The organism is Rhizobium sp. P2_G9 (assembly GCF_056403475.1).
In genome coordinates this window covers 116,196-129,546 of record NZ_JBFUFK010000005.1, presented here as the reverse complement: position 1 = coordinate 129,546, position 13,351 = coordinate 116,196, and the positions used below count along the sequence as shown (strand labels likewise).

12 protein-coding genes are annotated in these 13,351 nt (G+C 61.3%); 6 read left to right on the top strand and 6 right to left on the bottom strand.

Annotation, left to right across the window (positions count from 1 at the left end):
• Positions 1-157 precede the first annotated feature (157 nt).
• Positions 158-1,162, top strand: a complete 1,005-nt coding sequence (locus AC1DYF_RS06095; protein WP_477875795.1) for a 2-hydroxyacid dehydrogenase — start codon at positions 158-160, stop codon at positions 1,160-1,162.
• A 2-nt stretch (positions 1,163-1,164) separates the two neighbouring features.
• Here the strand turns inward: AC1DYF_RS06095 and AC1DYF_RS06090 are convergent, their stop codons facing one another.
• Together AC1DYF_RS06090 and AC1DYF_RS06085 are read right to left on the bottom strand one after the other, a co-directional pair.
• Positions 1,165-1,923, bottom strand: a complete 759-nt coding sequence (locus AC1DYF_RS06090) for a molybdopterin-synthase adenylyltransferase MoeB (RefSeq protein ID WP_477875794.1) — start codon at positions 1,921-1,923, stop codon at positions 1,165-1,167.
• Between the two features lie 113 nt (positions 1,924-2,036).
• Positions 2,037-3,101: a cyclic nucleotide-gated ion channel gene (locus tag AC1DYF_RS06085; protein ID WP_477875793.1), complete on the bottom strand. Its 1,065-nt coding sequence runs from the start codon at positions 3,099-3,101 to the stop codon at positions 2,037-2,039.
• Between the two features lie 147 nt (positions 3,102-3,248).
• On the opposite strand from AC1DYF_RS06085, the gene AC1DYF_RS06080 reads away from it, so the two are divergent.
• On the top strand, positions 3,249-3,635 hold the full coding sequence (locus AC1DYF_RS06080) for a VOC family protein (protein WP_477875792.1): 387 nt from the start codon (positions 3,249-3,251) through the stop codon (positions 3,633-3,635).
• Between the two features lie 75 nt (positions 3,636-3,710).
• Entirely contained in the window at positions 3,711-4,178 is a 468-nt protein-coding gene (locus tag AC1DYF_RS06075) for a hypothetical protein (protein WP_477875791.1), read from the top strand.
• A 6-nt stretch (positions 4,179-4,184) separates the two neighbouring features.
• Here the strand turns inward: AC1DYF_RS06075 and AC1DYF_RS06070 are convergent, their stop codons facing one another.
• From AC1DYF_RS06070 to AC1DYF_RS06060, 3 genes are all read right to left on the bottom strand, one after another.
• Positions 4,185-4,346: a DUF3309 family protein gene (locus tag AC1DYF_RS06070; protein WP_477875790.1), complete on the bottom strand. Its 162-nt coding sequence runs from the start codon at positions 4,344-4,346 to the stop codon at positions 4,185-4,187.
• Between the two features lie 166 nt (positions 4,347-4,512).
• The gene (locus AC1DYF_RS06065) at positions 4,513-4,989 is read right to left on the bottom strand and encodes a hypothetical protein (RefSeq protein ID WP_477875789.1); all 477 of its coding nucleotides are present in this window, start codon (positions 4,987-4,989) and stop codon (positions 4,513-4,515) included.
• A gap of 91 nt (positions 4,990-5,080) precedes the next feature.
• Positions 5,081-6,022 (bottom strand): hypothetical protein, encoded by a 942-nt coding sequence (locus tag AC1DYF_RS06060; RefSeq protein WP_477875788.1) that lies wholly within the window; start codon positions 6,020-6,022, stop codon positions 5,081-5,083.
• Positions 6,023-6,295: 273 nt separating this feature from the next.
• Here AC1DYF_RS06060 and polA point away from each other — a divergent pair, with 273 nt between their 5' ends.
• From polA to AC1DYF_RS06045, 3 genes are all read left to right on the top strand, one after another.
• Positions 6,296-9,286, top strand: coding sequence for a DNA polymerase I (gene polA, locus AC1DYF_RS06055; RefSeq protein ID WP_477875787.1), 2,991 nt, complete (start codon positions 6,296-6,298; stop codon positions 9,284-9,286).
• A 463-nt stretch (positions 9,287-9,749) separates the two neighbouring features.
• The gene (locus AC1DYF_RS06050; RefSeq protein WP_477875786.1) at positions 9,750-10,250 is read left to right on the top strand and encodes a DNA-3-methyladenine glycosylase family protein; all 501 of its coding nucleotides are present in this window, start codon (positions 9,750-9,752) and stop codon (positions 10,248-10,250) included.
• 188 nt (positions 10,251-10,438) lie between these two features.
• Positions 10,439-11,398 (top strand): HD-GYP domain-containing protein, encoded by a 960-nt coding sequence (locus tag AC1DYF_RS06045; RefSeq protein ID WP_477875785.1) that lies wholly within the window; start codon positions 10,439-10,441, stop codon positions 11,396-11,398.
• Between the two features lie 8 nt (positions 11,399-11,406).
• Here AC1DYF_RS06045 and AC1DYF_RS06040 read toward each other — a convergent pair whose 3' ends face one another.
• Positions 11,407-13,272 (bottom strand): CHASE2 domain-containing protein, encoded by a 1,866-nt coding sequence (locus AC1DYF_RS06040; protein ID WP_477875784.1) that lies wholly within the window; start codon positions 13,270-13,272, stop codon positions 11,407-11,409.
• Positions 13,273-13,351 lie beyond the last annotated feature (79 nt).

Sequence of the window (13,351 nt, the reverse complement as noted above, 5' to 3'; positions counted from 1 at the left end):
CCGAAGACGTCGGGGAGAGCCACGCACCATGCGCTCCGGAGGCCCGGGCCAGGAAGCGATTGTCTTCACCGCCGCGTCTGATTAAGAATGCGGTTATCGATCGCGAGTGTCGCGCAACTTGGTTAACGGTCGGTCAACGATTTGCCGGAACATGCGGATGACGAACAAGAAAAAACCTCTGGTCTACATTACCCGAAAGCTTCCTGATGCCGTTGAAACCCGCATGCGCGAGCTCTTCGATGCCGAACTCAACATCGACGATCATCCGCGATCGCGCGAAGAGCTGATGGCGGCCGTTGCCCGCGTCGACGTGCTCGTGCCCACCGTCACCGATCGCATCGATGCCGGCTTGATCGAGGCGGCCGGATCGCAACTCAAGCTCATTGCTTCCTTCTCCAACGGCATCGACCATGTCGATGTCGAGGCAGCCGCCAAGCGCGGCATCACCGTCACCAACACACCCGGCGTGCTGACCGAGGATACGGCCGACATGGCGATGGCGCTCATTCTCTCCGTGCCGCGTCGCCTTGCCGAAGGTGCGCGCGTGTTGACCGACAGCAAGGGCGATTGGGAGGGCTGGTCGCCGACCTGGATGCTCGGCCACCGCATCTGGGGCAAGCGGCTTGGCATTATCGGCATGGGCCGTATCGGCACTGCGGTGGCGCGCCGGGCCAAAGCCTTTGGTCTCTCCATCCACTACCACAACCGCCACCGTGTCACCGCCCAGACCGAAAGCGTGCTCGAAGCCACCTATTGGGACAGCCTGGACCAGATGCTCGCTCGCGTCGATATCGTCTCCGTCAACTGTCCCTCGACGCCGGCGACCTACCACCTCGTCTCGGCCCGCCGCCTCGCGCTGATGCGGCCGACGAGCTACATCGTCAACACCGCCCGCGGCGGCGTCATCGATGAGACCGCCCTGATCAAATGCATCCGCGAAGGCAAGATCGCCGGCGCGGGCCTCGACGTGTTCGAGAACGAGCCGCTGGTCAGCCCGAAGCTCCTGAGGCTGGCCAACGAGAACAAGGTCGTGCTGCTGCCGCATATGAGCTCGTCGACGATCGAAAGCCGCATCGATATGGGCGAGAAGGTGATCATCAACATCCGCACCCATTTCGACGGCCATCGTCCGCCGGATCGGGTGCTGCCGGGACGGAACTAACGTCAGCTCTTCCGTTTGTACTTGATCAYGTCGAACCGCGCCGCCAGCGCATCATACATCATCAGCCGCCCGATCAGCGGTTCGCCGATGCCGGTCAACAGCTTGATCGCCTCCATCGCCATCAGCGTACCGATGACCCCAGTCAGTGCGCCGACAACGCCGGTCTCGGCACAGACCGGCAGCATGCCCTCGGGCGGCTCTTCGGGGAAAAGATCGCGGTAGCGCGGATAGGGTTTGCCGTCAGGGTCGAGATCATAGGGCTTCAGCACGGTGACCGAGCCGTCGAAGCGGCCGACTGCCCCGGTGACCAGCGGAATGCCGGTCTTCTCCGCTGCATCGGCGGCGGCATAGCGGGTGGTGAAATTGTCGGAACCGTCGATGAGCAGGTCGTAGCCGAAGATCAGTCCGGCGGCATTGTCCGTATCGAGGCGGATTTCGTGGCGGTCAATTTCGATATGGGGGTTGAGTTCGCGCACGCGGGCAGCAGCGCTGCGCGTCTTGCGCTCGCCGACATGCGACGTGCCGTGGATGGTCTGGCGCTGCAGGTTGGAGAGCGAGACGCGGTCGTCTTCGACAATGCCGATCGTGCCGACGCCGGCGGCGGCGAGATATTCGATCACCGGCGAGCCGAGTCCGCCCGCGCCGATCACCAGCACGGCGGAATTCTTCAGCCGTTGCTGTCCCGCGCCGCCGATTTCCGGCAGCAGGATATGGCGCTGGTAGCGTTCGATTTCGGATGCGCTGAGGGGATCGTTCGTCATTCTTGGCCTGATGGGAAGATTTAGCAATATAAGCTATCAGGCTTCCGTGCCGCACTCCAGATGGGTGCAGCGCAAAGATGCCGCGGCGCACGGCACGCGGCGTTCTGTCGTGATCACGCCTTCGGGTCGCCCCGCCGCTCCAGCGCCGTCTTGCGGATGATGTCGGCGATATCCGGGCTGCTCGAGGAGAGCATCTGGAAATCCTCGGCATGGAGCGACAGCAACGACACCTCGGTTGTCGCGGTGACGGTCGCCGAGCGCGGCTCGCCGGTCACCAACGCCATCTCGCCGAAGAAACTGCCCGGGCCAAGCTCTACCGGGCTCGGCGTGGCAACGGTTACGCTGCCATCGACGATGAAGAACATCTGGTCGCCCTTGTCGCCCTTGCGGCAGATTATGGTGCCGGTCGGCACTATCCGTGGCCTGAGCGCGCGCACGATCTCCATCACCGAGGAGGCGCCCAGCCGCTGGAACAACGGCACTGCCGCTACCAGTTGCCATTTCTGCACGAAATCCTGGCGGCGGACTTCTTCCTGGAAGCCGGTGGCCAACATGCCGGCCCAGAGGCCGAATATGCCGATACCGCTCATCATCACCAGCCCGCCGAGCACCCGGCCGGCAAAACTGCGCGGAATTTCGTCGCCATAGCCGGTCGTGGAGAGCGTCACCACCGCCCACCACATCGCCTGCGGGATGCTGCCGAAGGTGTCGGGCTGCTCGTTGCGCTCGATGAGATAAGCGGCGAGCGAGGCGGCAAACAGCACGATGCAGAAAATCGAGGTCACGCCGATCAGGCTGCGCGCTTCATTGAAGAGCACCCGGCCGAGCAGTCGGAAGAAGGTGGAATCGCGCAACGGCTTCAGCAGCCAGATGGCGCAGAACAGGCTGTGATCCTGCGTGCGGATCGTCAGGAAGGCGGCCAGCGGCACGGTCACAGAAAGCAGATCAGCCGTCAGTGTCGGCAGATGATTGGGGATGTCGGCCTTTCGCCATGCCGACCAGTCGCCGACGAATTGCATGAGATAGATCGCCCAGATGCCGGCGAGCAGGATTTCCAGCGCCAGCCCAATCCTGGGATTGATGTCCGGCACGGTCAGCGCCGCCACGGCGAGCAGGCCGATCACCGCGAGCAATGTGTTGAGACGCCCGGAAACCCGCGCGAAAGGCCATGCTGACATGTCGATCCCCTGAAGCCCTGGCCTCACGTTCTGCCCTCTGGCCGCCGCGACGTCAACAGCGGCCATAGTCCTTCGGATCGCGATGGCGTTTCGCCATCGGCAGTGCTATCAGTTCAACAATCCGATCCGCTTTCCGAAGTTTCCATTATGGCTGCATCGCTTCGCCTCAATCACATGTCCGTCCTTGTCAGCAACCTCGAACGTAGCGCCGCGTTCTATCAGCGCGTCCTTGAACTGCCCGAGATCGAATGCCTCGCTGCCCGGCCAAATATCCGCTGGTTCGGCATCGGCCCGGAACAGTCCGTCCATCTGATCGAGGGCGACTTCGCCGACACGCATGTGAAGATGCATACGCATTTCTGCATCACCGCCCCGGATTTCGAGGCCAAGATCGCCCATATCGCCGGCGCTGGCGTCACTTATGTCAACGTGGCCAGGGAGCCGGGCAAGGTGCATGTGCGGGCCGATGGCGTCCGATCTGTTTATTTCCAGGATCCGGATGGCTACTGGATCGAGGTCAGCGAAGAATTCTGATCCGGAGGAGGTTGGCGCCGGTTTCTCCGCAATAGCAGCGAGCATTGCGGCGCGTCCTTCTGGGAGGAGGGCCCTATGCCAAACATGCATGCCTTGCTGCCGGCATTCTGGCTCACATTCGCGGTGCCCGCAACGGTCTTTGCCCACATCGACAGGCTGACGGGGCAGGATTACAACGGCTTCGAGCGCAATGACGGCAAGGGGTCATGCTGCGACTGGCACGACTGCCGGCCGGCGCTCACGCCTTTCATGGACAAGGATGGCGAGAAGATCACCGATCTCGCGGGCAACAAATATCTGCTCGATCCGGGAAAAATCGTCCGGCGGCCATCCGACGACGGCAACTGGCATGTCTGCGGCGATGCTCACCGGTTGAACTGCATTATCGCACCACAAGAGGCCAAACGCAGTCCAACGCCGCTCGATCGTCTGTTCGGGAAAACGTCGGTCGCGGCCTGGGGGGGAACTGCCGGGCCGCTCGATAGTGGCGAGATTGCCCGGCAATTGGCCGCCGCGCCAATTTGCCGGGCCGGAGTCCCCTGAGGGATGTCAGGCGTGCAGGCCGCCGACCAGCCAGAAGACGATCAGGATGATCAGCAGCAAGCCGAGCACGCCGCCGAGGCCGGAGCCGCCATAGCTGCGGTAGCCATAGTAGCCACCGCCGCCGCCAACAATGAGAATGATGAGTACAATCAGCAGGATCGTTAACATAGCCGGTCCTCTTCCACGTCCATTTGCGGGTTCTTGTTCGCACACAGAACGCATGAAAGGACGGGCAGGTTCCGTTTCGGGCAACAGCGGTGGCGGTATGCCTTCGCCGAATCCGTCCGGCTCGTTTGAGGATCGCCAATGCAGATTGCCGTATCGCCGGCTGTGGCTAGCGCATGCCGCCCACGCGCCGCGCGTAGTCCATCGCTTCTACGTCTCCGGGGAAACCGACGAAGAACATCCTGAGCTTCTGTTCCTGCGCCGCGCCGCGGCGGCGGTAGATCAGCTCGAGGAACATGGTCGGCCAGCGGTACTCCTCGGAGAATTTCTTGACCATGTCGAAATTGCCGGCATCCGGGGCGTGGCCATCCCAGGCCAGGAACTGGCCGTTACCGGCAAAACTATCGAATGCGGCAAAAAACGCGTCCCTGTCGCTCGGATGGTTGCCGCGATAGGCCGGATCGCCGATCGAGTATTTTTCGGTCGTGTCCTTGGGGCTATGCATCACGGCGCCGCCGATGGGCAGGCGATTGAGAGAAATGCCGCAGCGGAAGCCAAATTTGACGAAGCTGGAATTGCCGCCGCGATAGTCCTGCACCAGGCTGGCGATTTCCGTGACCAGATCCTTTTGCATCTCCTGCGTCATGGCTGCTCCTTGCATTCGTTCGGCGTGGACATAGCACAAACTCGTGACCGGACAATACCTGCCGGATGACAAGTTTTGAGCGTGCCGGAAGTCAGGCCGGTTCGTCGCAATCGTAGCCGCCCGTCCTTTTGTGGTGCACCGCATGCGCTTTCTCCATCCGCTCGGCAAATCTGGTGCGAAGGGCTTCGGGCCTATAAGGGCGGAGAAACATGTCCAGAGTGCCGATCGTGGCGCAGGCCTGGTAAAGGAAGGAGCCCTTGGCCGGCGCCCGCTCCTTGTTGTATTTAGAACGCCTGTAAAGTTCATGCCAGAGATGGAGGAAGGTTGATCGGGTGGCGAGGTGCGCCACCTCGTCGCGGTATTCCGGAAGCAGCACTTTCCAGAATTCGCGTGGCCGCAGTGGATAAAAGGCGTGACGCGGCTCCGCCAAAGTGTCGATGCCATGTTTCGAGGCAAGCTCGGTGATCAGCATCGGCCCCAGCACGCCCCAGTGGGTATCGATATCGATGCCGGAGCGGGCGCGCGCTTCGAGTTCCGCCAGCATCCGATGCCGGCGCGGCAGCCTGAGCACGGCGCCATTGCAGCGGTTGGTGTCGTCCTCTTCCGCCTGCGTGCCGAAGAGGATCGGCTTGCCGGCGAAGTCCGGCTTGCGCAGCACGAGCACATCGCTATCGACCCAGCATGCGCCGGTCTTCTGGATCAGCCGGTAGCGGAAATAGTTAGAAAACTTGGACAGCGACGGCTTGCCGCGCACCAGGTAGCGCTGCAGCATTCCCTCGTCGGCGATGATTTCGCGTGCATCGATCAGCGTCACACCTGCCGGGGCCCTCTCCGGCGGCTCGTAGCAATAAAGTCTGAGTGGCGCACCGTGGAACGGAAACGAGGCGAGGCAAGTATAAGTGATAGGATCGAGCGGACCGTGCCAGAACGTCGCGAAATCTTCTGTGGCGCGGACGCGGTCGAGCAATCGCCGCATCGTGTGCGTCTTCAGAAGTCGCGCAATGCGCAATGAAGGAATGTCTGCAATAGTCATGATTTCATTGGTTCCGGCTTCCCCCTGCCGAAATCTTTATGGTTTCAACTGAAATCGGTAGCTCCTATCCGTCGGTTTGTCTGTTACCCGCGAAACAGACCGATGTTCTGAACTTTTCAACCATGGGTCAACATCATTTCGCCGGCCATGGTCAATCTGCTTAAAAAGGTCGCTTCCGGCCGGCGGATGACCGGTACCGAAAGTGGCAGTGTATTTCGACAGCGGGGGTATTGCGCCTTCCCGATTTCCGGAGGCCATGCTAACAAGTCGGCCATGCAAAAAGGTGATCATCTCTTCCTCGTCGACGGTTCCGGCTTCATCTTCCGCGCTTTCCACGCGCTGCCGGCGCTTACCCGCAAATCCGACAAGCTGCCGGTCGGCGCGGTCAGCGGCTTCTGCAACATGTTGTGGAAACTGCTGGTCGATGCCCGCAACACCGAAGTCGGCGTCACGCCGACCCATTTCGCCGTGATTTTCGACTATTCGGCGGCGACCTTCCGCAAGCAGATCTATCCGGAATACAAGGCCAACCGTTCCGCGCCACCCGAGGATTTGATTCCGCAATTCGGCCTGATCCGCGAGGCGACGCGCGCCTTCAACCTGCCCTGTATCGAGATCGAGGGCTTCGAGGCCGATGACATCATTGCCACCTATGCCCGGCAAGCGGAAGCGGCTGGCGCCGAAGCGACGATCATCTCCTCCGACAAGGATCTGATGCAACTCGTCTCCGACCGCATCCATATGTATGACGGCATGAAGGACAAGCAGATCTCGATTCCCGAAGTGATCGAGAAATGGGGTGTGCCGCCGGAAAAGATGATCGACCTGCAGGCGCTGACCGGCGATTCCACCGATAACGTGCCCGGCGTTCCCGGCATCGGCCCGAAGACCGCCGCTGCCCTGCTGCTCGAATATGGCGATCTCGACACGCTGCTCGCCCGCGTCGGTGAGATCAAGCAGGAGAAACGTCGCGAAAGCATCATTGCCGCCAAGGACCTGATCCGCGTCTCCAAGGAACTGGTGACGCTGAGGACCGATACGCCGGTGACTTTGCCGCTTTCCGATCTCGTGCTGGAGAAGCAGGACGGCCCGAAGCTGGTCGGCTTCCTCAAGGCGATGGAATTCACCACGCTGACCCGCCGCGTCGCCGAGGCTTGCGATTGCGATGCGGCTGCGATCGAACCATCCGTCGTCAAGATCGAATGGGATGGCGCGGCGCATGGCCCGGATCTCGAAGTCGCCGAAAAGCCGGCCGCCGAAGCGGGCCAGCCCCAGGCGGCCAAGCCGAAGGGCGCCCTGAATGTCGGCTCCGATGGCCGCGAACCGGTTTTCGCGCCGCAAAAACTCGCCGACGACCGGGCCGCGCAATTTGCCACGCAACCCTTCGATCATTCGACCTATGAGACGGTCCTCGACATTGACGGCCTGAAGCGCTGGGTGGCGACGGCCAAGCAGATCGGTCTCGTCGCCTTCGACACCGAGACCACCTCGCTTGACCCGATGCAGGCAGAGCTCTGCGGCTTCTCGCTCGCAGTCGCCGACGACAGCGCCACGCCCTCGGGCCAGATCACCCGCGCCTGCTATGTCCCGGTCGCGCATAAGAGCGGCCGCGGCGACCTGCTCGGCGGCGGATTGGTGGAAGGCCAGATTCCCGTGCGGCAGGCGCTTGAGGTCCTGAAGAGCCTGCTGGAGGATGACAGCGTCCTCATCATTGGCCAGAACATAAAATATGACTGGCTGGTGATGAAGCGCCACGGCATCGTCATCGCGCGCTTCGACGACACGATGCTGATGAGCTATGTGCTCGACGGCGGCAGCAACACCACGCATGGCATGGATTCGCTCTCTGATCGCTGGCTGGGGCATAAGCCGGTCGCATATAAAGAGGTCACCGGTTCCGGCAAGTCGTCGATCACCTTCGACATGGTCGATCTGCAAAGCGCCACCCGCTATGCCGCCGAAGATGCCGACATCACACTGCGGTTGTGGATGGTGCTGAAGCCGCGGCTTGCCGCCAAGAGCCTCACACGCGTCTATGAACGGTTGGAGCGGCCATTGGTGCCGGTGCTGACCCGGATGGAAGAGCGCGGCATCTCGATCGACCGGCAGATCCTGTCGCGCCTCTCGGGAGAACTGGCGCAATCGGCTGCCCGCATCGAGGATGAAATCTATCACATCGCCGGCGAACGCTTCAACATTGGCTCGCCCAAGCAACTCGGCGACATCTTGTTCGGCAAGCTGGGGCTCGATGCCGGCGGTGGCAAGACCAAGACCGGTCAATGGTCAACGTCGGTGCAGGTGCTGGAGGACCTTGCGGCGGCGGGGCATGAATTGCCGCGCAAGATCGTCGACTGGCGGCAGATGACCAAGCTCAAAAGCACCTACACGGATTCGCTGCCGGGCTATGTCCATCCCGAGACCAAGCGGGTGCACACATCCTATGCGATGGCGTCGACCACCACCGGCCGGCTTGCATCCTCGGAGCCCAACCTGCAGAACATCCCGGTCCGCACCTCCGAAGGCCGCAAGATCCGCACGGCCTTCATCGCCGAGCCTGGCAATGTGCTGATCTCGGCCGACTATTCGCAGATCGAGCTGCGTGTGCTGGCTCACACCGCCGATATTCCGCAACTGAAGCAGGCCTTTGCCGATGGCATCGACATTCATGCGATGACTGCGTCCGAAATGTTCGGCGTGCCGGTGGCCGGCATGCCGTCCGATGTACGCCGCCGCGCCAAGGCGATCAATTTCGGCATCATCTACGGCATTTCCGCCTTCGGTCTTGCCAACCAGCTCTCCATCGAGCGCTCGGAGGCAGGGGACTATATCCGCAAATATTTCGAACGCTTCCCGGGTATCAAGGACTATATGGAGGCTTCGAAGTCCAAGGCACGCGATCTCGGCTATGTCGAGACCATCTTCGGCCGCCGCATCCATTTCGCTGATATCAAGTCGTCCAACCCATCCGTCCGCGCTTTCAACGAACGCGCCTCGATCAATGCCCCGATCCAGGGCTCCGCCGCTGACATCATCCGTCGGGCGATGATCAAGATGGAGGACGAGTTGGAGGCCGGCAAGGTCAATGCCCGCATGCTCTTGCAGGTGCACGACGAACTCATCTTCGAGACCGCCGAGTCCGAGGCGGAAAACTGCATCCCGATCATCAAGACGGTGATGGAAAACGCTGCGCTGCCATCCGTTTCGATGAGCGTGCCGCTGGCGGTCGATGCGCGCTATGCCAGGAACTGGGAGGAGGCGCATTGAGAGCGTGTTGGAGGCTGGCAACGGCATTCGCGTTCATGACGCTGATACTGGCCGCGCCGATCGCGTGGGCGGGAGAGACAAAGCTGGATCCGAATACCGAGGATGTCCTGACCGGGAAGGTTCGCCCGAGGCAGATACCTGACAATTGGATTGGCTCTCCGACGAAAAGCGCTCCCGGCTGGCGCTATGACGATCCAGACAATGCCGGAAACAGCGTCCGTATTTATAGGGGTGACCCAGAAGATTCTGACCCTTCTACGCGCGCGCCATACGTTGTCATCATCAAGAACGGTGTTCTACTCGACAGGCACGGAAAACCTTTGCCGGGCTACGTTCCATCGGAATAGAGCATGTTCTTGCCCTGAAGGTCGGTAGCGATGGCAAGTCCTGAAGACCATCCAGGCGCCAACTGTCAGGTCATGGCCAAGCTCGTCGCCCGCCACGGCCGCTGCCCCTGTGGGATATGACCTACACACCCTTGGAGAAATTGTCGGTCAAGGCCGCTGCGACGATCGAGAGCCGCGTACTCGCCATAACCGGTGGCATGCTGACACCCGAGGGCATCCTTGCCGCTGAGCCGGAAGCTCTGCGCGCCTGCGGCCTTTCCAACGCCAAGGTCAGATATGTCCGCGCGCTGGCTGAACGCGTCTATGCCGGCACGATGGATTTCGATGCCATAGTAGCGGAACTCGACAATGAGGTGGTGATCAAGGCGCTTGTCGAACTGCCCGGCATCGGCCGCTGGACGGCGGAAATGTTCCAGATCTTCGGGCTGCGGTGTCTCGACGTGCTGTCGCTTGGTGATGTCGGCCTGCAACGGGCAATCAGGCAGCATTTCGGCGAGGCAGGGACGCTGGTGGCACTCGGTCCGCGCTGGCGGCCTTACCGCTCCATCGCCTCCTGGTATCTGTGGCAAAGCCTCAACGCCGTACCCGCCGCCAGTAACCCAACAGAATCAATGTAGTTAAAGTGCATATTAGTTTTTATTCAAATTGAAATAACGAACCGAGAGCCGGCTCCAGGCAGACGTTTTTCGGCTACAAGCTTCAACAGGCCGTATTCTGCAACTATATTATTCAGCAAAAATAAACATGCTCACGTATACGATGCCGCAGCGGTGATGTGGGGATCGGCGGCTTTCCTCGGAGAACGATGAAAAGAATAGACAAATCGCAGCTTCAAGTCGGGATGTTCGTGGAGGATCTCGAATGCGCCTGGGAGGATAATCCCATCGGCGAACGGCGCTTCCTGCTGGAACGCGCCGAACAGGTCGATCTTTTGAAGCGCAGCAATATCAAGGCCGCGATCATCAATCCGGTGCTCGGAGGCGACATTGTCGAAACAGTCAACGTCCCCGTACGGAAACGCCAGAAGACCCCGCCGCTCGACCAGCGGCGGCGGGCGGCGAACACGATCCTGGCAAGCGTCCAGTCGACGACAGCCGACCTTTTCAATGGTGCACGGACCGGCAACAGCGTTGGCATGGCACAGACGGAGCCGGTCGTGCGGGAAATATCGCGCGCCATGGAGAGGGACCCGATCGTCTTCTTCAGCATCTCGCGGCTGAAGTCCAAGGACGAGACGACCTTCCGCCATTCGATCGCTGTCAGCGCGCTCCTGGTGCAGTTCGCCCGCTATATGAAATTCGATGCCGAGTTGGTGCAGGTCCTCGGCACGGCAGGCCTGGTGCATGATATCGGCAAGATGCGGATGCCCGACGAGATATTGCAGAAGGAAGGCAGCTTGACGGCATCCGAATTCGAGAAGATCCGCACCCATCCGGCACTTGGCCATGCCATTCTGTCGGCCGAAGGCGACATGCCGCAATTCGTGCTGGATATCTGCCTTCACCATCACGAGCGCCCGGATGGAAAAGGCTATCCGGCGGGGCTCTCAGGAAGCGAGATCGGCCAGCATGTCTCTATGGCGACGATCTGCGATGTCTATGAGGCGATAACCTCGGCCCGCCCCTATAAGAAACCCTGGCCGCGCGCCGAAGCGGTTGCCTGGATGCTGGAACGCCGGGGTCATTTCGACCGCGCCCTGTTGCGCGAGTTCGTCGCCTGCCTCGACCTGATGGGAAAACAGGTGCCGACCTCGTTGGCCGGTTGAAGTCCCACTCAGATATGTTTGTGGACGATGAAGTCGTCCGGGGTGAACAGGTCCATCGTGCCGAAGCCGCGGATTTCGTGTACGCCGAGTGCCCTGAGCATGCGGGCGCTCTCCTTGTTTGCCGCGGGTCCGACGCAGATCGTCGTGCCGAGGAACTTGTTGGCATCCTGTAGCCGGGCGGCGAGGTTGATGGCATTGCCGTGCGCCGTATAGTCGAGCTTGCCGCCGATACCGACCTCGCCCAGCACCGCCATGCCGGTCTCGATGCCGATGCGCGTCCGGCCGAAGGCATGTTCCTTGAAATTCCGCCGGTTGCGCATTTCCTCGGTGAGACGCGTGATATCGAGCGCGCAGTCGATCGCCTTGTTGACATGGTCGTCGAGGTCGTCAGGCGCGTTGAAGAAGGCATGCACGGCGTCACCGACGATCTTGTCGACCATGCCGCCATGGTCGGCGACCATTTTCGTCACCTCGGCGAAATAGATGTTGAGCAGACTGACAAGGACCTGCGGATGCACGCGGCCCGCAAGCGTGGAAAAGCTTTCGATGTCGGTGAACAGTGCGGTGACTTGCCGTTCCTCGCCGGCGACGGGCCGCGCATTCGGATTGTCGATATAGCGATTGACCACCGATTGCGGCAGGTATTGCGAGAAGCGCTGGCGGGCAACGCGTTCGGCTCGCCGGGTCTCGGCGAATTGCGAAAACGCGGCGACAAGAATGACCGCCAGAACTGCGAGGCTGACGGTAAAGCCGTCCGTCAGCCAGCCTTTAAGGTCATAGAGTCCGGCGGAGACAGCCAGCGTGACCATGATCATCCCGATGCCGCCCAGCGCGATCACCGAAGGGCGGAAACGCACTGTCAGCAGCGCAATCATCAGTCCGGCGACGAGCACGAAGCCCGCCTCGAAATCGACGAATGTGTCGTCGCGCAGCGGGACGAAATTCTCGATCAGCGAATTGGCAAGGTCGGCATGGATCTGGACGGAGGCGACCAGGGGCTCGGCGGCGCTGGCCCGCAACCCCCCGAGATTGGGCATGGATGAACCGATGAAAACGATCTTGCCGGTGAAGAAACCCTTGGGCGGATTGTCAGCCAATACGTCCGCTGCCGAAACCGTGCGCTTGACGATCTCCGCCAGATCGCTGGCGACGAAGCGCAAACTGCCGTCCTCAGCAAGACTGAATGTCTCGCGGCCGAGCTTGATCCAGGGCGGGGTGCCGCCGAGAATTGGCGTCTTGACTTTCAGGTAGCGGCGCGCCGCTTCGAGCCCGATGGCAGGGAACGGGACCTCGTCCAGGATCGAAAAAGCCTGCACGCGGCGAACACGCGAATCGTCATCGCCGATCAGGAAGGAGGCGCCGGTGCTTGACGCCGATTGTTGGAAGATCGGGCAGGCGATCTCGGCGCCGGGGAGGAACCAGATTTCCGGAACGGTGAGCGGACGGGCCAATGCCAGCGGCGGCAACGGGCGCGGTGCGGGACCGGGCGCGTCGGACAACAGGAAGCCGAGCAATGTCGGCGCTTCGGTGAGCGCTTTCGCCAGCGTTTGGTTGGTCGGACTCTTAGGGTCGCAATCCGTTGAGAAGATCAGGTCGAAGGCGATGACCGCCGGCTTCTCGGCGGCGATCTTATCGACAAGCCTGGCCGTGTCGACCCGTTGCCATTTCTGGTCCGTTACGGCGGCGATGGCCTTGCGGTCGATGTCGACCACGGCGATGTCTTGCGAATGCGGTGGCGGAAAAAGCTGGGTCAGCCGGTCGAAATAGAGTTCGCGCCCGCCATCGAGCCATTCATCCGGCATGAAAAATACCAGGAGAGCAGCTGCCAGGCTTGCCAGGATACCGATATGAAACGGCTTGAGGCGAAACGTCATCGCTGAGATTTACACTTTCGGCCGGGGGAACGGGGAGTCTTTTTTGTTGCGGCTGGGTGCCCCGCTTTCGCCCCAGCTA